We start from the raw sequence: 19,381 nt of genomic DNA, 5'->3' as shown, positions 1-19,381 counted from the left end.
AAAAACGGCGTGACTAAGCTTCGACGGAAGCCGGCTCCAGCAGCATCTCTTTCGTGTAGATGAACTGCTCCCGCTTGTAGTTGGCGAGTTCGAAGTCCTTTCGAAGCACGATCGCGCCGGTTGGGCACGCCTCTTGGCAGTAGCCGCAGAAGATGCAGCGGATCATGTTGATCTCGTATCGCACTGCGTACCGCTCGCCCGGCGAATATCGCTCGTCGTCGGTGTTTTCCGCCGCCTGGACGAAGATGCAGCGCGCCGGACAAGCCCCCGCACAGAGCGAACAGCCGATGCACCGCTCCAGCCCGCTCTCATATCGGGTCAATACATGCCGCCAGCGGGTGCGCGGGAACTGCTCGCGTCGCTCCTCCGGGTAGGAAATCGTCACCTTCTTATGGGCGAGGCGTCGCTTGGTGATCCCGAACCCCGCGATCATCGGCTTGACAACGTCTTTTAAGAGTTCCATTTACGCCTCCACCTCTTCCAGGGTCCGCGGATGCAGCTCGATAAGCCGCAGGTCTTGCATCGTCTTCGGCTTGCCTCGCTTGATCTTTTCCTGAAGTTTCATGATCCCGTAGATCAACGCGTCGGGCGAGGGAGGGCAACCCGGCACATAGACGTCGACCGGCACCACCTGGTCGGCGCCTTGGACAATCGCGTAGTTATTGTAAACACCGCCGCTGCTGGCACAAGCGCCCATGGAGATCACCCACTTCGGCTCCGGCATCTGGTCGTAAATCTGGCGAAGGACCGGGGCCATTTTCTTACTGAGACGTCCGGCGATGATCATCACGTCCGCTTGGCGGGGAGTAGCGCGGAAAGCCTCCGAGCCGAATCGGGCGAGGTCGAATCGGGCCGCCACCGACGACATCATCTCGATCGCGCAGCACGCGAGCCCAAAGGTAAGCGGCCACAGTGAGTTCGCGCGAGCCTGGCTCAGCAAGGTGTCGAGGGTGGTGACCACGACGCTGCCGGCCTTCTGCGTATCACCCAAGACCGGGGTGGAGCTATCGTGCAAAACAACGGTTTCGACTCGCTTTGGCATGGTGTCAGATCCAATCCGAGTATACCGACGCCCGCGTTATCGGCACTCGGGAAATCAGTCAGACCACGCCCTTGATGCCACGCGACGCAAACTCTGCCGGCCAGTCCTACCCAAACCGCAGGGGTCTTGAGAACTTAGCCGCCACGAGAACGAAACCCAATCGCATTTACGTCGTTTTAATACCTGGGCGTGAAGACGCCACCCGCCTCGTTGGGCGACAGTCAAAAAAGTTTCTTGCGGTGAACCGGAGAAACTTAGTGTTTAAGAACCTATCGGAGGGATATTCCTTCCATGGCGTTCCCGTCGTCGTTTTGCTCCTATCTTGGATCAATGGTGAAGGCACTTTACCGTCCACCTTTTCCGCCACCTTCTAGATTCGGAGGGGGCGTACGCAGGTACCCGTAAAGCGTGAAAGTCGAGCTTGCGTTCGTGCCGTCGGAACGAACCAAAACCAGGTCTAATTGCTTGGTGTACACCGCTCTACGTCGATCTCCTAGATTCCTCCTCAAATAGCTCGTGTATCTGGGTCTATGACGAGAAAATTCAGTTCGATCGGGATACAAGTGTCTACTTGTCCGATCCGCGTTTCTGCGTAAATGTGATGGTGTTCCGCATTCTGCGGCTGGACATCGGGGTCGGCCGCGTATGAGGTTTATTTGCTATGGCCAAAACATTTATTCGAGCATTTACCCTGATCGAACTACTCGTCGTGATCGCGATTATCGCGATTCTCGCCGCGATCCTTTTCCCCGTCTTCGCCCAAGCCAAGGCGGCCGCTAAGAAAACTTCGACCGTCAGCAACACCAAGCAGATCGAGCTTGCCGCCATCCAGTACATGGATGACAACGAGGGGAACCAGATCCCTCGCTATAACGCCTGTGGCGTGCCCGGTGACCCGTCTCTCACCAACAGCACCGACATCTGGCCGAACCTTATTCAGCCCTACGTAAAGAACGAAGGCGTCTTCCTAGACACCGCCGCTTCCAACACCAAATACGGTGGAATCTGGACCGATAATCCCCCTGACAAGCCCACGAAGTTCGGCCGAGGTTGGACCTCGATCGGAATGAATGCCACCGTCAACGGCTGGTACTTCCCCGATTCTTCCGTCCCGGGTTGCCCAGGACGCTTCAAGGACCAGAACATCAACACGCTCGACAACGTGGCCAATACGGTTCACTTCGCGAGCTCCTTCCCCGGACCGACCGCCCAGGGCTACCGCGGCTATTTGGCTCGCAACGACGCGGTTAACCTCCCCGGTCTCAGCATCTCGAACCGCCACACCGAGGGAACCGTCCTCGGCTTCTACGACGGCCACGCCAAGTGGTTCAAGACCGTCGCTATCGTGGGCAACCCGAATGCGACCTACGAGTGTAAGGACGACTCGTTCTTCACCGGCCTCTGGTGGCTCGACAAGAACGCCGCTCACCTGAAGTGGAATATCAACGACCCGTGCGTGCCGGTGCCTTAGGAATGACCAAACGAATCATTTCGCTAGCGATTCTCGCGTTGTCCGCCACCTATGTGGCGGGCTGCGCGAAGCCCGAAGAGCCGGTGGTAACGACGCCTCCGGCTACTGCGGGAACTGCCAGCACGACTCCGGATACGAAACCGGCCAACGGTGGCCAGGTCTTCAATACACCGCCCGCCGAGGGAACTCAGGGTGGCTACCGGATCGCCCCCAAAGATCCGAACGACCCTCACTTCAAGCAAGATCCGAAGCTCGCCGGTGGCGGTTAGCTTCTAATTCAAAAAACGATTCGGACCGCGACGGCACATGTCTTCGGGGTCCGAATCATTTTTGTTTAGGTAGGCATTGAGGCGGCGGTACACTTCTCGACAATGCGGACCGCCGAATGGGCGAGGCGGCTTGCCGACCTCCCCGGCCTTCAGGACATCCTCGCAGACTCAACGCAGGCATCGCAATGGCGCTCCGTCGCCTACGAGGCCCGTCCGGTGCTGCTTGCCGCCAGCTACCTAAAGCATCCGCGAAAGATGCTCGTGGTCACCGCCAATTACGAGCGCGCGCTCGCTTGGCAGGCAAAGCTCCAGATCTGCGGCGTCAGCCCGGACAACATTAGCCAGCTTCCTTCCGGACAATCGCAGCTCTTCGAGGACGCCGCTCCAGAGCATATCGCCCTTTCCGACCGGCTCGGCGCCCTCCGTACGCTCGCCTGCGATGACCCTTGCATAGTCCTCGCCTCCCCCGGCGCGGCGCTTGAACGGACGCTGCCGAAAGACGTATTACTCGACGCCTTCGTCAAGATCCAGCCCGGCGACACGATCAATCCGGCAAAGTTTCTCAAACAGCTCATCGCGCTCGGGTACGAGCACCAAGAACCGGTCCGGTTGCCGGGGCAGTTCTCGCAACGGGGCGGAATCATCGACGTTTACGCCACCGGCCGCGACCTCCCGATCCGAGTGGAGCTCTTCGGAGACGAAGTCGAATCGATCCGGCGGTTCGATCCGAACAACCAGCGGTCGGTCGGAAAGCTGAACTCGCTGGAGCTTTCCCCCAGCCGAGAAACCCTCTTCGCCGGTCACGATTCCGGAATCGCCGATCTAATCCTCTCGACGATGGAGCGAGAAGCGAGCACCCTCTCCGACGAATCCGCCGAGCGTCTACGCGAGCTGATCGCCGAAGACGTGGAAGCGCTCAGCCAGGGCGTGTACTTCGACCGGCTCGACCTGTACCGGCCGATCTTGCACCCGGATTCGGGTTGCGCGATCGACCTCCTTGGCGAAGAGGATCTGCTTGTGCTGGATGAGCCGCTAGAGCTGGAGACCGTCGTCACCCGGGCCGAAGACGAGCTGGCGGTGGCGCTGGACGCCCGTGCCGAGCGCGGCGAAATCCTCCGATCGCCGGCCGTGGACTTCATTCTCCCACCCGAACACTTGGCCACCCATCCGAAGACGCTCGCCCTCAGCGCGATGAACGCCTTCCCGGAGTGGGCCGACCTGCCGCGCAAGATCGAAGTCAACGCCCTCTCGCTCGACTCGTACCGCGGCCGCGCCGAAGCGTTGGCGCTGACGCTGCGCAACTACCAGAAACAGAAATTCACCCTCGTCTTCACGACCGACCAGCCCAACCGAGCCAAGACCGTCCTCTCCCAAGCGGAGATCTTCGCATCCGCGGAATCCGAGGCGTTCGAAGCGAGCGAAATCGAAGGTCTCGAGACCAAGTCTTTCCCCCAAACGATCCTCGCCCAAGGAAATCTGGGCGGGGGCTTCGTTCTTCCCGACCACAAGCTGGCGTACATTTCAGACGCCGAGCTGTTTGGCGTCGCCCGCCTCCGTCTTCCGCAAAAGCGGTTCATGGAGGGTGCGCCGATCGCCACCGTCCTCGACCTCAAGCCGGGCGACTTCGTCGTCCACATCAACTTCGGCATCGGCATCTTCCGCGGGCTGGTCAATAAGACGATCGAGGGGGTTGAGAAAGAGTTTCTCTACGTGGAATACCAGGCGCCGGACAAGCTGTTCGTCCCCGCCGACCAGCTCGACCGGATCCAGAAATACCTCAACCCCGGCGACCAACAGCCGAAGCTGAACAAGCTGACCGGAGGCGAGTGGCAGCGCACGCTTGGGAAGGCGAAAGAGGAGGCGAAGGCGTTCGCTCGAGACCTGGTTAAGCTGTACGCCCAGCGGAAACAGGTCATGCGCAAGCCGTACGGACCGGATACTCCGTTCCAACACGAGATGGAGTCGACCTTCCCGTGGGTGGAAACCCGCTCCCAAATGCAGGCGATCCGGGACGCCAAGAACGATATGAACGAGCCGTTCCCGATGGACCGGCTCGTATGCGGCGACGTCGGTTTTGGAAAGACCGAGGTGGCAATACGAGCCGCGTTCAAGGCGGTGCAGGCCGGGCGGCAGGTCGCCATCCTTTGCCCCACCACCATCCTTTCGGAGCAGCATTACCGGAGCTTCCTCGACCGCCTCGGGTCGTTCGGATCGCAGATCGACATCATCAACCGGTTCACCTCGACCGCGGAGAAGAAGGAAATCCTCGCCCGAATTAAGTCCGGCAAGGCGGAGGTCGTCGTGGGGACGCACGCCCTCCTTGGGCAGGGGATCGAGTTTAAGGATCTGGGGCTCGTCGTTATCGACGAGGAGCAGAAATTTGGCGTGAAGCAGAAGGAGATGTTGAAGAACCTGCGGACCCAGGTCGACGTTCTGACTCTCTCCGCGACGCCGATCCCGCGTACCCTTTCCATGGCCCTGATGGACATCCGCCAGATGTCTCTCATCAACGATCCCCCTCCCGGCCGCCTTCCCGTTCGCACCTTCGTCCGCCCCTACGCCGGTGAGGTGATTCGAGAGGCGATCCTGCGCGAGCTCGCGCGGGGTGGCCAAGTCTTCTACGTTTACAACCGCGTGGAGTCCATTCACCACGTCGAAGAGAAGCTCCGAAAACTCGTTCCCATGGCCCGCATCGGCGTCGGCCACGGGCAGATGCATGAGAAGGAACTGGAGCCGATCATGGTCGGCTTTATCAAGGGAGAGATCGACGTTTTACTTTCGACGACCATCGTCGAGTCGGGCATCGACATACCGAACGCCAACACCCTAATCGTAGAGCAGTCCGATCGCCTCGGCCTGGCCCAGTTGTACCAACTTCGAGGCCGCGTCGGCCGATCCGACCGGCAAGCGTACGGCTATTTCCTCTACAGCGGCGCGCTCGACGCGACCATTCGGGCGGGATTGGTGGATGCCCAGCCAAACGTTCCCCTTCCAGGGAAACGGAAAAAACTGACCGTGACCGAGGGAGCGCTCCAGCGCTTGCAGGCCTTGCAAGAGTTCAGCAACCTCGGTGCCGGATATTCCCTCGCCTTCCGAGACCTGCAAATCCGAGGCGCCGGTGAGCTTTTGGGAGCTAAGCAATCCGGAACGATGGTGAGCGTGGGCTACGAGCTATACACGCAGCTTATCAACGAAGCGGTGGCGATGCTGAAGAACACGGTGGATGGGACGCCCGTCTCGCCCGACGACGAGGTTCGCGACCCGCTCGAGTCCCTCACCCCGCTCCCGGCGTTCGAAGTGCCGGTCATCGCCCTCATCCCCGAGGCATATATCAAAGACCAGGCGCAGCGGCTTTATTACTACCAGCGGATGATGTCGTCGCGCGACGAAGCGACCCTCGGCGAAGTTCAAGCCGAGGTCGAAGACCGGTACGGCCACCCCCCGCTGCAAGTCGGCCAGGCGTTCGCCATCATGGGGCAACGTCTCCGAGCCCGACGCCTTGGATTCGAGAAGCTGGATGCCCGCCAAGGCCGGATCGCAATCACTTTCAAGGATCGCAGCACCGTGCCCCCAATGGTCTTCTCGGTGCTGGCGAAGCGCAACCGTGAAGCGTACGTGACCCGGGAACAATACATCTGGCCCTACCAAGGAGCCCCGATCCCCGCCATCGACCGGATGATGGACGAGTTCGAGTCCGCCCTCCAGCACGTGGAATCCTCTCGAGCGAGTCTACGGCAATGAAATTCGCCTGCCGATAACGGCCATCCATAAGGTGGCCGGTCGTGCTTCGGGCCATACTCGGGAATGCGCGCAGCGATCGCTTTTGCCCTTCTGACGCTTGCCGGGGTAGCCGGTTCTCAGACTCCCACTTCCCCACCACCGATGCTCCAGGGGGTCCATCGCGTGGTGATGCTTGGGGACAGCATCACCCAGTTTGGAGATGGATATGGCGGTTATGTTTGGATGACGCGGCTGTTCCTGCAAAAGCTCTATCCGGATCAGAACATCGAGCTGATCAACGCCGGGATCTCCGGGAATAAGTCGACCGACATGCTGGCGCGGTACCAGACGGACGTGCTCGACAAGAAGCCGGATCTGCTCACGATCAGCGTCGGCGTCAACGACGTTTGGCACGGGTTCTACGATAACCACCCGATGGGCGACGGTCCGAAGGGGATTCCGCTCGAGGATTACAAGCGCAACGTCGACGAGATGGTCACCAAGGCTCAGGCGATCGGTTCTCGCGTCGTCATCCTATCCGCAACCCCAATCTATGAAGACTTCGGGAATCGGGAGAACGCAAAGGCGGCCGCTTACAACGGGGCGTTGAAAGACATCGCGCGACGCCACCACGTCCCGTTCGTGGATTACCAGCGGCCGTTCCGCGACCTGATCGGCGCCTACCGGCGCACGACCGGCGCGCGCGACAATCTGCTCACGACCGACGGAGTTCACATGAACCCCCAGGGTTATCGCGTGATGACGCACACCCTCCTTTCCGCCCTCGGCATCTCTCCAGAAGCCCGCGCCGCCGTAGAGCCGGATGTCCTAAAGCAAAAGTAGCGCCTGCATCGCGTAGTGCCACCTTCCCAGGCGGCATCTTCTCCAGTGTCCCCCCGGCTTCCAGCCGGGACGAGTCCTAAGAGAAGAACGCCCCCAAACCCGTGACTTTCGCCACCGCGGCCATCAAGTCGTCGGGCGAAACGTCGCAGGCGACGTGAATGCCGGCTTCTGGGTCGCAGAACACGATCTGGACGCGGTCGCCCACCCGGCTCAGCCCGTACTGGCGGTCGGGCGATTCGATCGACGGAAGCTCTCCGGAGACCACCTGCTGAAGCATGTCCGGCGTAAACGAAATCGACCGGATCGGGGGCAGGTGATCGCGTAACTCCAGGGCGACAAGCTCCTTGGAGATCCTGTGAAGATTGAGGGTCATCGGCACTCCATCGTGCTCGACTGGACAAAGCTGAACGTTATCGGTCATTGGGTCTCTCCCCGTGCGCGGCAGGCCGCGATACAGGAAGAGACTGCCAAAAGCGGAATCTTGCTCCCGAGATCCTATGCTAAGGGTTCGGAATCCACTTGGCATGCCCGTCGGCGTACACAACCGCCCGGCCGCCGGGTCCCGGAATGTAACCCAACTCGGTGCTGGCCGGATTGTCGACCTTCGACAAATCCGCGCCGGCGAGGCTGAAAACAAAGCCGTTCAAGAGCGACGGATTTTTCACGTACGGATTGATTTTGTCAAGGAAGTTATCGCCAACCCCGGGCAGCTTGTCGTCGTTGTCGGCGCCGAACATAATCAACGCGAGTCCCGCCTGCTTCGCATTCGACAGAAGCTCGACCCGCTTGGCCGCCGCGAGAGCCTGAAGGTACGCATCTTTCGATACATGGATAAGCGGGCGAACCAAGGCGACGCCGTGGTGAATATAGGCCACCGCGTCCCCCGCCGGCGAAACCAGCCCCTGAACGCCGTCCGAGCTGGCGAACGCCATATGCTCGCCCTTCCCTTCCGCCGGGACGATGACCACCGCCCTGATGTTGGGTACGTCCCCGTCGACCTTCTTCGGAACCGGCATCTTGAATTCGAACGAGAGCGCGTTAACGACCTTAGCGGCCGGGGCCGACGGCCAGGCCGGTTCGGTTGCGGGAGTGGTAGCCCCCGTCCGGCCATCGATGCGGAACCAGGTGGTGTCCACGCCGGCATGCTTCTTGCTGATCTCTCGGATGCAAACGTACGGGGCGCCGTCGGCCCCCCACCTAAACTCCGAATAGGAGTGCGGAAGCTTGAGAAACGGACTCAGCGACCCGTCGGACGAACCGAACTGAATTTCAGAACGCATGGCCGGATGCTCCCCCGATCCCGGAGTCGGCACCACAAGCTTGGTTCGAGTGATCGCAAACCTAGAGGTATTGGGAGAAATCTCCACCGACAAAGAGGTGTTTGGCTCGGACTTGGCCAAAGGTCGCACCTTTCCGTCGCCGGCGGAGATCAGAGACACCACGTCGTCCATGTCTTCGACGGTGCCATCCTCTCTTAGCCGCGGCATCATGTACTGAACGATCGCCTGGGAAGAGTTCGGCAGCCATTCCAGCGTCTGGATCTTGATTCCGGCCCCGGTGATCGGAACCACCGACTTGGTCTTGTATCCCTTGGTAGAAAAGAAGACGATTTGGCGTTGCGGCTCGACCTCGGCCGAGGGAGGAGTCCCGCTGGCCATCGACTTCAAAATCGATTCGACCGAACCCATATCGAGTTGGTTGATCATCAAGTAGGCGCCATCGCTGGACCACTTGATCGATTCAGAATAGGCCCCACTTGCCACCCGGGGCGCCAAGAGTCCCACCGCATCCTTTTCCAGCAGGACGAAGTCACGGCGGATATCTGGAATCTGTGCGGAAGCAAGGCAAACGGCGGCAAAGGAAATGGCGGCGGCAAGGAGTCGCAACATCATCTAATAGACTAAGGCAAGAGCCGCCTTAGGTTCGGCTTTTCTAATCTTTCGACGCGATGTCGTTGGGAATATCGATCTTTGTTCCAGGCTTGATGCCGTATTTCTCAGCCTGGCCCTGCTTGAGCTCGATCACGTAGAGGAACGGCGCGGCGGCAGGAAGCTGCGTGTCGTCCTGCGGCTTCCCTTTCTGGATGTTGATCACCGATTTGTCCGAGCCGATATAGATGATGTCGAGCGGGAGGATGGTGTTGTGCATCCAGAACGACTCTTCCTTCGGCTGGCTCGGGCGGGGTGAGACGAAGATCATCCCTTGGTCGTCCCGCACGTCTTTCGCCGTGAGGAACATCATCCCCTCTTGCCGTTTTTGCCCGGTATCCATCACCCAAACCTGAATCGGCTTTCCGTTAACCTTGACCGTCTTGGTCTCCAGGTCCTTCAGCTGGAACGCCCGGTCGGCATTGGCATGCTCGTCGACCGCCGGCGCCGGAGTGGTCTTGGGCGGCTCGGTCTTCGGGGCCGTCGTCGCGGTTTCCGTTTTAGGCGGGGCGGCAGGCTCGACGTCTTTACTTGGGTTGCACCCCACAAGCGCGATCAAAGCGAAGAGAACATAACCGGCCGGCTTCATGGCTCTATTCTGCACCGTCAGCGCGGCAACGCAAAGGCATCGAGCCGCTTCTCGTACGCTTCGATCTCCGGTCCATACCGCAGAGTGGTCCCGATAAGGTCCAATCCTTCCACCAGCGCCCCTTTCGTGACCTCGTTAATCTCGAACGGAAGCTTCTCGCCGTTAACGGTGATCGTTTGGTTCGGAAGGTCGACGGTGGCCTCGGCCCCGCTACCGGCCGCCACCAGCTTCGCATGTGCTTCGTTCGGCAGCTCCACGAGCAACAGCCCGCAATTGGCCGCGTTCTGGCGGAAGATGTCGCTGTAACCGGGCGAGGTGTCGGTTCGGCGAGCGACCACCGCCCGGTAGCCGGCCTGCTGAATCGCCCAAACCGCATGCTCCCGCGAGGAGCCGCAGCCGAAATTCGTCCCCACCACGAGGATGGAGGCGCCCTCCGCGGCTGGCTGGTTCAACGGGAATTCGGCGTTCCGCACATCGTTGAACAAAAGCTCCCCATAGCCGGAACGGCTCACCATCGTCAGAAACCGAGCCGGAATGATCCGATCCGTATCAATGTTGTCCCCCGGAACAACCGCAATCTTCCCCGTGTGAGTCGTAAATGGATCCACCCAAGAAGTGTGACCCATTCCACGGCGTTGCGGAGACATTCCCGAACCGGTTCACTCGGTTCAGGAGGCGACGATCATCACCGCACCTGGTCCCTATAGTGATGATGATCGTCGGGAAGCCCGGCTTGGGGTCCCGGGACCGATTGGAAGCGTCCCGCATCCTCTCATCGGCTTCAGATTGTTCAAGGAAGGAAATCGAACAAAACACTGCCCTGTTCGATTAAGGATGCCAAAGCTCGGCTCAAAACGATGCGGGGAGAAGAGGCTGGACCCGCTCAGGATCTCGATCGCATCTAGCAGCCGGCGCACCTCGTACACTTCGACCCCGACGGCGACGGAAGCATTCGCCGCGCATACTTCGGGAACGATAATTGGATCCAAGTTGCACCAAATCCCCTCGCGGTGTCCGTAGAACCTGGCCCTCACGCTGAACTCGTTGTGGGCGCTGCCGGCGGCCCTTAAGTAGCCGAGGACTCCTACCCAAGTGAACGAGGGCTCGGTTCCCGTTGTGACGAGAACACCTCCGTACGGCTTGTACCGGCCGGTGAAGGACTTCGTGTTGGCAGTGTCCGCCATCGCCACCACGCTGCCCAATGCGTCCCGCAGGTAATTGCGGGAGGCTCCTGAGGAAGACTCCCCGAGGATCTCCGACCGCACCGTATAGTAGTTCGTGACTGGCATTGCCGATAGCTCCTCAACTGCAGGTAGTTCTCACTGTCCCTAAGGCTTAATTTAGAAACCGTCCTGGCCCTCTCGTTACTGGTTCGCCGCGCATAGGTACAATTGGGCCCTGCCAGACGGCCAATCCCTCTCTCGATTCCCTAATGAGGGATGCGTCCTTGCGACGGCAATAACGTTCCAAAGGATCGACCTAGTTTCTCTCATATTTAACGTCTTTCGCGTTCGCTTGTAGCAATTCCAATCACGAAACCCTTCGAACTCACGGAGGATGTAATCTGCTTCGCGTTGCTTATCATCGAAGCGATTGGAATAAGCGTAAAATTCTTTCAGTTGATAAGCTGCTCGGAGGGCACGCTCGGGAACTGTTTTGCGAAACTCTTCGACAACGAATCCTAGTTGCTTTTCCATCTCCTCTGTCCTTTTGGGGTCGTGTAAATACCGTACGCCCGGAATTGAAGCGTAAGCAAGAGCCAAGCTGGCGTAACTACGCTGAATTTGATCTCCCTCTTTGCTTGCTTTCGAAAGGAAATGTTTTGCACTTTCCGCTAACACTCGTTCGTTCTTTCTGCCATATTCCGCATCTTTCCATTCAAGAGTCCAGTATGTGATTCCGGCGGCAAGATCGTCTTCCGGCGAAGCGCTCCCCGTGGAATCTCCTCTTTCCACGATCAGTCTTACGATGGGGCGATCTATCCGCTTCAAAAGATCTCCTGCGACAACCTTTGCGGCGGGCGAAAGTTCGTTAGTGTTTCGCACTTTAGGCAAGCCGGTCAATACATCGACAAGGAGCGCGGCCCACATCGTTGTGGCACGTCTATAGATATAGGTAGGAGATCCGAATAGATCGTCGAGGTTCTGACCATTGTTAATTTGAGCCAGCGAGAGTATTGATAAACACATAAAAGTGGTCAAGGTTGTCCTCCAAATTATCCGCTCAAAATTGTAAGTTCTGGTTTCCCCGCGTCGAGTTGAGCGGCAGTTGCAGATAGCCGGTAACCCCATCTTGTCGAGACTTGGCACCTGTCCTCATATCTGTCCTTGTCGGGCTCGTTGGTGAACGCCTTGGGCGAGGAGCAGCAAGTTACGAAGTGGTCTTCCATGAAAATTGGCGTATCTTTGCGATCCCATGGTAGATCGGCGATAAGTGCATTGCAATTTTCAGTCTTGCTGTCCCAGGCACCACTCCACAGACCTGGGGCGTCTCTTCCTTTCTGGTGCCACTCACACGGCCCGCCCGTGCACGGGCCACAATCTTGACTGCCGTCGTATTCGTTGACCGGGAATCGTACTCCGTCAGCACGCTCGATTCCAGTTACCCATTGGTCAATCTGATGAGAAGGGCACAGGCAGTTCTTTGAAACATTTATGCACGGTGAGCACGTAATGGTGCAATCAAATGATGCATCGGCGTAGATCCTTATGTCCCAGCCTCCCCAAGGTTGTTTCTTTGATGTTGCCGCGCCTTTGACAACGTTCTTGGTCAAAGAGGTGGCTTTGCATTTAAAACCAAACGGTACAGCGCACGCTCCGAGCGGATCCGCAAGCGAAACGGGGGAGCCTGAACCGTAGAGATAAGGTTGTTGTTCGGCGCGCGTGGAATCGAGGCTACACCAGAGGCCCACATTCTTAGCATAAAATCTGGCCCTCACGCCGAAGTCGTTGTGAACACTGCCAGCGGCTTTGAGGTATCCGAGGATGCCAACCCACGTGAAAGAGGGCTCAGTGCCGGTCGAGGCGAGCGTGCCTCCGTAGGGCTTGTACCGGCCGGTGAAAGACTTTGCGTTGGCCGTGTCCGCCATCGCCACAACGCTCACCAAGGCATCCCGCAGGTAGTTGCGGGACGCACCCGAAGAAGACTCCCCGAGGATCTCCGACCGCACCGTGTAGTAGTTCGTAACAGACATCGCCCTTAGCTCCTCAACTGCAGGTAATTCTCACTGTTGAGATACCTGTAGCGATCGTAAAACTAAACCGAAGGGGACCTTCTGCCATCGTTTGCGACCTAACTCCCACGAGCCGCTACTCAGAAGCATCTCCCGATTATCAGTTCGGTAGCCCCCATGGAGACATCAAACGATAAGACTTGTATTGTGAAAGGGATGAGTAGCGCTTACAAGCTCGGACAGCAATTGTCCGTCGTAATGAAGAATTATCTTTTGCTATTTTGAATTGCTGCCAAGCGGCCATCAAAGAGATTTCTGGAGCGAGCCCAGCGGCCTCGTCTTCGAGTTTTTGCAAAGAGCGAGTCTTGTCCTGGGAAGACTCCTCCAGTGCCAATGTTCGTGCAAGTTTAACGATCATCAAGAACAGTGTATCCTGATGCTTACCTGCATCGTCAAGCAAGATGCTGTCGAAGGCTGCGATGGCGGAACTGGAAAGCCGATGCTTTCGGGCGCGATTGTAATCCTCTTTTGCTCGACCCCACCAGACCAGGCCAGCAGCGAATCTATCCGAGACGTTCAAACCTCTTAAGCTCAAAGAATCGCTGCGAATTGCTTTACAAGCAACAGGACTCTCAGCCCAGTGATAAAATTCATTCACGCGTCTAGCTATCGCAACCGAATCCGCGTAAAGAACACTGGGGCTTATGTCCACCAAAGGATCTACCAATTCATTTGCCCAAAAGTACTCCATGGGTTTAAATCCTACAGTGTACAGACAGTGGCAATACTTGTATCTTTCGATGCTCACAAGATCCGGCTGCAAGCATACAACCAAAAACATCAAATTAGGAACTAGCAACATGGCATACCCCAGAAGGAGAATCGCAAAGAATGGCAACAACCCAAATCGTAAACGGCTTACATGTCTTGCTGTCGGGCTGTTCGGTGCCCTGAAAATAACAACACGTATGGAACACCCATCTTAATGCCAAGGGAAAATCAGACGCCTTATGATTCTTAGCGACCAGCTTAAAGGAGCACCCGACGTCCTCTCGCTCGCCATCTCCAAATCCAGGTGCATCGATAGTAAATCCTCGATACGTGCAATCGCCCGTTTGGATCGGGTCCTTGCACTGTGACATATTCTCCGTAGTATCTTCGGGAACGATCATATTCCCAACTTTCGCGTAGCCGCTGATGTGCTGGACAAACATTACTGGCTGTGGCTTCGGGCAATGGTAGGAAGCCGGTGGCACTTTTTCGCACGAATAGTTGCAATACAGGTCAACAGGGAGTACTGCAAGAACGTCGTAACCTTGCTCAACAGGATTCCAAGTAATCTTCGGTGTGATTGGTTTCCTTGGCGCATTGCTAAGGCTGGTGACTTTACACTTACCTTGGCCATCTCGCGCCTTACCACTCGAATCAGAAAAGTAGGATGGACTCCCGTTCAGATATGCGTACGCATGCTCTCTAGGCCACAGCGGATCAAGTGTCGCCCACAGTCCTTCGCGATATCCGTAGAACCTGGCCCTTACGCTGAAGTCGTTGTGGACGCTGCCGGCGGCTTTCAGGTAGCCGAGCGTTCCGACCCAGGTAAAAGAAGGTTCGGTTCCGGTCGAGGCAAGCGTGCCCCCGTGTGGCTTGGACCGTTCGGTGAAGCTCTTGGTGCTGGCGGTGTCCGCCATCGCCACCACGCTCCCGAGAGCGTCCCGAAGGTAGTTGCGGGAGGCTCCCGAGGAGGATTCCCCGAGAATCTCTGAACGCACCGTATAGTAGTTCGTAACCGGCATTCGTTTAGCTCCTCAACTGCAGGTAATTCTCGCCGTCCCACACTACCGTCACCGAACCCGCTCCAACGTCGTAACTTGGCAAGCTTGCCGTTCGCGTCGTATGTCCAGTTCTTCCGGTTCGCGCCGTTCGTGTCTTGCCAGGTGAGGCGGAACTCTCCGTCCGTACCGCAAGTATAAGCCGTCCCGTCCGGATCGGTTACCTGATAGCGAGCCGTTCCGGTCGTAGGAGTACGTCGTCAGCGAAACCCCTTCAATCGTCGTCGTGAGCTGGTTCACTCCGTCGTAGCGATAGCCGGTGTCGTCGCCCGAGAAGCTCGTGAGCATATAGACGTTACCGACCGGATCGTAGGCGTATGTGCGGAGATAGCCGAGCTCGTTGCCGAGGCTGTGCAACATGCCGCGTCCGTCGTAAGTCCAAGTGATGAAATTTCCCCTTTATTGCGACCTGGTTATCATAAGATTGCGGATGTTAGCGAATGTATCGCTAGAGAACGCCACGTACTGTCAGTCTCCTTTCATCCGCTACGCGTGGGGGAGCTTAGCCTCAAGCCGACCTGAAAGTAGCGAGACACTACACTACCCAAACGCCCGAGACGCGAGCCATTGTTTGGCGTCCCGGAGGCTTGCGTAGCTCACCTCGTGGCCCATCGGGTACTCCCGGTAGTCGACGGGCGAGCCCATGGCGGTGACGGCGTCGCGCATCGTTCGCGCCTCGGCTACCGGCAGAACCGGGTCATAGAGACCGTGTTGAATCAAAAACGGCACATCCGCTACCGCCGGGTCGGCGCCGACGAAGAGCTCCGGCACGTGGGTGCCGCTTAGCAGCAGCGACCCGGTGAAGATATCGGGACGGCGCAACGTCACGCCCAGGGTCATCACGGCGCCTTGGCTGAAGCCGCCAAGGAACAGATGCCGGGGGCGTAGCTCGGCGGTGACGGCCAGGATCTCCGAGACGAGAAGCTCGAGGCTCGCCACCACCTGGGCGGCATCGATGTGGATCCCTTCGTCGTCCCATTCGAGGTTGAACCACGCGTAGCCTCCCTGCATCCAAGGATGGGGCGCTCGAAGGGTCACCACGCGCAGCCGCGGATCGAGCTCCGGAGCCAACCCCATAAGGTCGCGCTCGTCGCTTCCCAAGCCGTGAAGCAGGATGAGCAAGGGGGCGTCGCCGCTAGGCGGCGACGGGTCGCGAACCAAGCGCGTGAGTCGTGAGGCCACGCCTCTATTAGACCTCTATTGACGGCTTGGTTCGGGCTGCGTCAGCGTATCTTCCGGCCGCTCGATCTCCGCAGCAAGTTCCGCTTCTTCCGGACGCTGCCAAGAACCCTGAGTTACCCCGTCCTTGGGCGTCTCACGGCGTCCCATACCGCCGGTCTTCCGTTCGGAACGTTCGCGCGCCTTGTCGATATCCTCGGCGACGCCGTTGCCGGCGATCTCATCTCGAATATCGCTCCCGCCATTACCCCGGTCGTCGCTCGCCGGATGGTTCTCGCCGTAAACGTTATCTCGATTGGTCATTTCACTTCTCCAAATCAGGTTCGCGGCCGTAGCTCGGCGATCTCCTCGCCCGTCAAAGGATCGGGACGGGGAACGATTTCGTCCCGCTGGTCGACGCGATGTTCGGCTAGGAACTGCGGATCTTCTTTACGAACGGGCGGCTGCTCGTGCGGATCGCGCGTGGTCGTCATTCGCGGATCGTCGTCGATGCCGACAAAACCGCCGGGATCGTGCCGATCCGGCCGGGAATCGCCGCCGGGGCCGACTACGCCCCCTGGCTCCTCTCGCTCATTTTCCGGTACCGGCTTTAGACTACTGGGATGTCCCGTCTCGAACACGCCCGGCTGCGCCTCGAGCTGTTCGCGACTTTGACCCACATCATTCGGCGAATCGCCGGCGGGATGATCTTCTCGGTTGACCATATGTGGTTGGACGGCACCGGAGAATGGGCGTTCCCATTCAACGGGAGTAGCCGATCTTGAAATCGGAAAACGAACCCGTCGACTCTTCTCCGAGCACCGCATGGACGTAGCCCGGACCTTCCCACAAAAGGTTCTCGAATTCGACCAAAACCATCGGCTCTTCGTGCTCGGCTATGACCTCGACGCCGCCGTCGCGGCGATTCCATACTTCGCCAAGCACTCCAAGGCTGCGGGCGGTCTGGCTGACAAAGTAGCGGAAGCCGACCCCCTGCACCCTTCCCTTCACCACGAACCGCCTTGTCGCCACAAACGATATTTACCTCCGCGGCGCAACCCCGGTCGGGTAAACCGCCCCAGATGATTACGATCGGCCTCGCGCTTACTGCCGTTGTCGCAGCTCAATCCCCTTCGCCTCTGGATCTGGCGCGTTTCGCGGACAATGCCGCCAAAGCGGCGCTCGCCAAGTATTCGGACAGAGGGGTCAAGCCCGACCAAATCGGCATCACGCTGGCCGTTCTGGATCGTAAAGGGAACTCGTTCCAATCTGGCTCATACCGGGGCGCGGAGGCGATGTACCCGGCGAGCGTGGTCAAGATGTTCTTCCTCGCCTACGCGGGTCACCTCTTGGAGAAGAAGAAACTCCGAATGACCCCCGAGCTCGAGCGAGCCGTCCACGACATGATCGTCGACTCCGTCAACGACGCCACCGGACTCGTTCTAGAGACGGTCACCGGTACGACGGGTGGTCCGGAGCTCTCCCCGAAAGAGCTTGCGAGATGGATGGACAAGCGCCAAGCCGTCAACCGATGGTTCGCCTCCCTCGGGTACCCCACCCTGAATGCCTGCCAGAAAACCTGGAACGAGGGACCGTACGGTCGCGAACGTCAAGGCTACGGACCGCACTTCGAGCTCCGAAATTCCCTCAGCCCGAACGTTTGCGTCAGGCTGATGTCCGATATCGCCCTGGACAAGATTGTCAGTCCTGGACAATGCGCGTGGATGCGTGGGTACCTTTCGCGCGCGATTCCGGCCGATTCCAAGGAGACGAACGAGCAGTCGAAGCTCTTCTCCGGCAAGGTGCTCCCCAGCGGAACCAAACTATGGTCGAAGGCAGGGTGGACCGATACCGTTCGTCACGACGTGGCCTACATCCAGCTTCCGGACGGACGAGAGTTCGTCTATGCGATCTTCACAAAAGATCACAGCAACGAGGCCGGATTGATCCCGTTTATCGCGTCTGCGATGCTGAAAGAGCTCGGCGTGAAACCGGTCGAGTGAACCCGGCTCCATGAGCCGGGTTCACAACTATCACCGAGGCTAAGCGAGATATCCGCGGCTTTCGTAGGCGTTGATGTTGGTCGCGCCGTACTTGTCGAGGATCCTTCTGGCATCGGTCTCGCTTACGTTGCCCGAAGGGACCGTAACCGCGAGGAGGGCGCCGCCGCCGGTGATGGTGTTGTCGTAATGAGCCGCGATGTGCTCTTCCACGCCCTGGTCCTTCAGGTAACCGGTCACGGCTCCGGCAACCGCGCCCGCACCGGCGGACGCTGCCACCCCGGCGAGCGCGGTGGCAAGGGCGCCGCCGCCGACGACCCAGCCGAATCCGGGTACCAGGAGCGACGCGATCGCCGCTACCGCGCCAAGTCCGACGCCCCAAGCCGCGCCCGTCTTAGCGCCCGAACCGGCGTCGGCGGCCGTCGTGGTGGAGATCCCGTGCTTGGCCGCCCCTTCGGTGTCGCCCGCCGAATCGACTCGATCCGGGTAGGTAACGGAACCGGTGGTGTTCGCCGTCGCGTTTGGGTCGTTCGGGTAGTCACCCGCGTAACTCGTCGTGTAGATCGCCGGACGATCGGACGAGGCTTCGTCCCACTGGCCGCGCGCGCTCGCCGCGTCGATGCCCGCCTTCATTTCCTGGCGGTTTGCCGCGGCATCGTAGTTAGCCGCGGTGCCTTCCGCGCCCACCGCTCCGGCGATTCCGCCGACGAGCCGGTCGCCACCCTCGGCCAGTTTATGGCCCGCCGCGTGGGTTTCGCCGACGGCCGCGTCACCGGCGTTCTTGATGTCGCTATCGCGGTCGGTCCCCATGGAATGGGAGGTCGTGTAGGGCGAACCGGTGTTCGGCATATCGACGGCGTCGTTGAACTCACGTCCGGCCGCATGGGCGTCATAGCCCGCCTTCGCTCTCTGCTGGTCGGCGGCGGAGTCGTAGCGAGCGGCGGTCCCCTCGGCGCCCACCGCGCCGGCTATGCCGCCTACGGCTCGATCTCCCCACTCCGCCACCTTGTGGGCGGCTGCGTGTCCCTCGCCAACCACGCCGTCGCCGGCGTTCTTAAGGTCGTTGTCTCCGTCGCTTCGCGCGGATCCGATGTTGGTCCTCGTCTCGGTGCCGTAATTTGTGGACTCGACGGCGCCCTCGTGGCTTTGCACGACACTAATGTCCTCGGCTCGTACGCCGTGATCGAGCAGTGCGCCCGCCGCCTTCTCCGCAAGCGAAGGGTCGACGAAAGATGCGTAGATTGTGTTTCCCATTTTGCTCTCCAAACCGTCCGTCGGCGTACCGATAACCTGCAATGTTGCGCCGTTGCAAGCAGCAGAACCGACAGTTGATAGGCGCTCACACGAACGATCGTGTTCC

At 59.2% G+C, this 19,381-nt stretch carries 21 protein-coding genes; 5 read left to right on the top strand and 16 right to left on the bottom strand.

Features of this window, described 5'->3' with window-relative positions:
* Nucleotides 1-13 precede the first annotated feature (13 nt).
* Both nuoI and OP10G_RS19230 read right to left on the bottom strand, forming a co-directional pair.
* Nucleotides 14-463, bottom strand: coding sequence for an NADH-quinone oxidoreductase subunit NuoI (nuoI, locus tag OP10G_RS19235; protein ID WP_025228802.1), 450 nt, complete (start codon nt 461-463; stop codon nt 14-16).
* Nucleotides 464-1,042 carry an NADH-quinone oxidoreductase subunit B gene (locus tag OP10G_RS19230; protein WP_025228803.1) on the bottom strand — a complete coding sequence of 193 codons (579 nt, stop codon included), beginning with the start codon at nt 1,040-1,042 and terminating at the stop codon, nt 464-466.
* Nucleotides 1,043-1,703: 661 nt separating this feature from the next.
* Between OP10G_RS19230 and OP10G_RS19225 the strand changes: the two genes are divergently transcribed.
* The 4 genes from OP10G_RS19225 (at nt 1,704) to OP10G_RS19210 (ending at nt 7,345) form a co-directional block, all read left to right on the top strand.
* Nucleotides 1,704-2,513, top strand: coding sequence for a prepilin-type N-terminal cleavage/methylation domain-containing protein (locus tag OP10G_RS19225; RefSeq protein WP_025228804.1), 810 nt, complete (start codon nt 1,704-1,706; stop codon nt 2,511-2,513).
* A 2-nt stretch (nt 2,514-2,515) separates the two neighbouring features.
* Nucleotides 2,516-2,782: a hypothetical protein gene (locus OP10G_RS19220; RefSeq protein WP_025228805.1), complete on the top strand. Its 267-nt coding sequence runs from the start codon at nt 2,516-2,518 to the stop codon at nt 2,780-2,782.
* A gap of 102 nt (nt 2,783-2,884) precedes the next feature.
* A complete protein-coding gene (gene mfd, locus OP10G_RS19215; RefSeq protein WP_025228806.1) occupies nt 2,885-6,523 on the top strand; it encodes a transcription-repair coupling factor in 3,639 nt (1,212 codons plus the stop codon).
* Nucleotides 6,524-6,586: 63 nt separating this feature from the next.
* Nucleotides 6,587-7,345, top strand: a complete 759-nt coding sequence (locus OP10G_RS19210) for an SGNH/GDSL hydrolase family protein (RefSeq protein WP_084179536.1) — start codon at nt 6,587-6,589, stop codon at nt 7,343-7,345.
* A gap of 76 nt (nt 7,346-7,421) precedes the next feature.
* Here OP10G_RS19210 and OP10G_RS19205 read toward each other — a convergent pair whose 3' ends face one another.
* The 13 genes from OP10G_RS19205 to OP10G_RS19150 form a co-directional block, all read right to left on the bottom strand.
* On the bottom strand, nt 7,422-7,766 hold the full coding sequence (locus OP10G_RS19205) for a hypothetical protein (RefSeq protein ID WP_025228808.1): 345 nt from the start codon (nt 7,764-7,766) through the stop codon (nt 7,422-7,424).
* Between the two features lie 79 nt (nt 7,767-7,845).
* Nucleotides 7,846-9,237 (bottom strand): hypothetical protein, encoded by a 1,392-nt coding sequence (locus OP10G_RS19200; RefSeq protein ID WP_025228809.1) that lies wholly within the window; start codon nt 9,235-9,237, stop codon nt 7,846-7,848.
* Between the two features lie 40 nt (nt 9,238-9,277).
* Nucleotides 9,278-9,862, bottom strand: coding sequence for a DUF192 domain-containing protein (locus tag OP10G_RS25095; protein ID WP_025228810.1), 585 nt, complete (start codon nt 9,860-9,862; stop codon nt 9,278-9,280).
* Nucleotides 9,863-9,879: 17 nt separating this feature from the next.
* Nucleotides 9,880-10,470 (bottom strand): 3-isopropylmalate dehydratase small subunit, encoded by a 591-nt coding sequence (leuD, locus tag OP10G_RS19190; protein WP_025228811.1) that lies wholly within the window; start codon nt 10,468-10,470, stop codon nt 9,880-9,882.
* A gap of 93 nt (nt 10,471-10,563) precedes the next feature.
* The gene (locus OP10G_RS19185) at nt 10,564-11,151 is read right to left on the bottom strand and encodes a hypothetical protein (RefSeq protein WP_025228812.1); all 588 of its coding nucleotides are present in this window, start codon (nt 11,149-11,151) and stop codon (nt 10,564-10,566) included.
* Nucleotides 11,152-11,226: 75 nt separating this feature from the next.
* Nucleotides 11,227-12,063 (bottom strand): hypothetical protein, encoded by an 837-nt coding sequence (locus OP10G_RS19180; RefSeq protein WP_144241253.1) that lies wholly within the window; start codon nt 12,061-12,063, stop codon nt 11,227-11,229.
* Between the two features lie 1,131 nt (nt 12,064-13,194).
* Entirely contained in the window at nt 13,195-13,785 is a 591-nt protein-coding gene (locus OP10G_RS26485; protein ID WP_144241252.1) for a hypothetical protein, read from the bottom strand.
* A 94-nt stretch (nt 13,786-13,879) separates the two neighbouring features.
* Entirely contained in the window at nt 13,880-14,722 is an 843-nt protein-coding gene (locus OP10G_RS26480) for a hypothetical protein (protein ID WP_144241251.1), read from the bottom strand.
* 153 nt (nt 14,723-14,875) lie between these two features.
* Entirely contained in the window at nt 14,876-15,223 is a 348-nt protein-coding gene (locus OP10G_RS19170) for a hypothetical protein (protein WP_025228815.1), read from the bottom strand.
* A gap of 180 nt (nt 15,224-15,403) precedes the next feature.
* Entirely contained in the window at nt 15,404-16,045 is a 642-nt protein-coding gene (locus OP10G_RS19165) for an alpha/beta hydrolase (RefSeq protein WP_038473401.1), read from the bottom strand.
* Between the two features lie 15 nt (nt 16,046-16,060).
* A complete protein-coding gene (locus OP10G_RS19160; protein WP_025228817.1) occupies nt 16,061-16,345 on the bottom strand; it encodes a hypothetical protein in 285 nt (94 codons plus the stop codon).
* A gap of 14 nt (nt 16,346-16,359) precedes the next feature.
* The gene (locus OP10G_RS19155; RefSeq protein ID WP_025228818.1) at nt 16,360-16,746 is read right to left on the bottom strand and encodes a hypothetical protein; all 387 of its coding nucleotides are present in this window, start codon (nt 16,744-16,746) and stop codon (nt 16,360-16,362) included.
* A 37-nt stretch (nt 16,747-16,783) separates the two neighbouring features.
* Nucleotides 16,784-17,053: an acylphosphatase gene (locus OP10G_RS19150; protein WP_025228819.1), complete on the bottom strand. Its 270-nt coding sequence runs from the start codon at nt 17,051-17,053 to the stop codon at nt 16,784-16,786.
* Between the two features lie 50 nt (nt 17,054-17,103).
* Between OP10G_RS19150 and OP10G_RS19145 the strand changes: the two genes are divergently transcribed.
* On the top strand, nt 17,104-18,024 hold the full coding sequence (locus tag OP10G_RS19145; RefSeq protein WP_025228820.1) for a serine hydrolase: 921 nt from the start codon (nt 17,104-17,106) through the stop codon (nt 18,022-18,024).
* A gap of 39 nt (nt 18,025-18,063) precedes the next feature.
* Here OP10G_RS19145 and OP10G_RS25090 read toward each other — a convergent pair whose 3' ends face one another.
* Nucleotides 18,064-19,275 carry a hypothetical protein gene (locus OP10G_RS25090; protein WP_025228821.1) on the bottom strand — a complete coding sequence of 404 codons (1,212 nt, stop codon included), beginning with the start codon at nt 19,273-19,275 and terminating at the stop codon, nt 18,064-18,066.
* Nucleotides 19,276-19,381: the final 106 nt, after the last annotated feature.

The organism is Fimbriimonas ginsengisoli Gsoil 348 (assembly GCF_000724625.1).
In the GTDB taxonomy this organism is placed as follows: Bacteria; Armatimonadota; Fimbriimonadia; order Fimbriimonadales; family Fimbriimonadaceae; genus Fimbriimonas; species Fimbriimonas ginsengisoli.
Note: the sequence above shows the minus strand (reverse complement) of the source record. Positions and strands in the feature narration are given on the sequence as shown.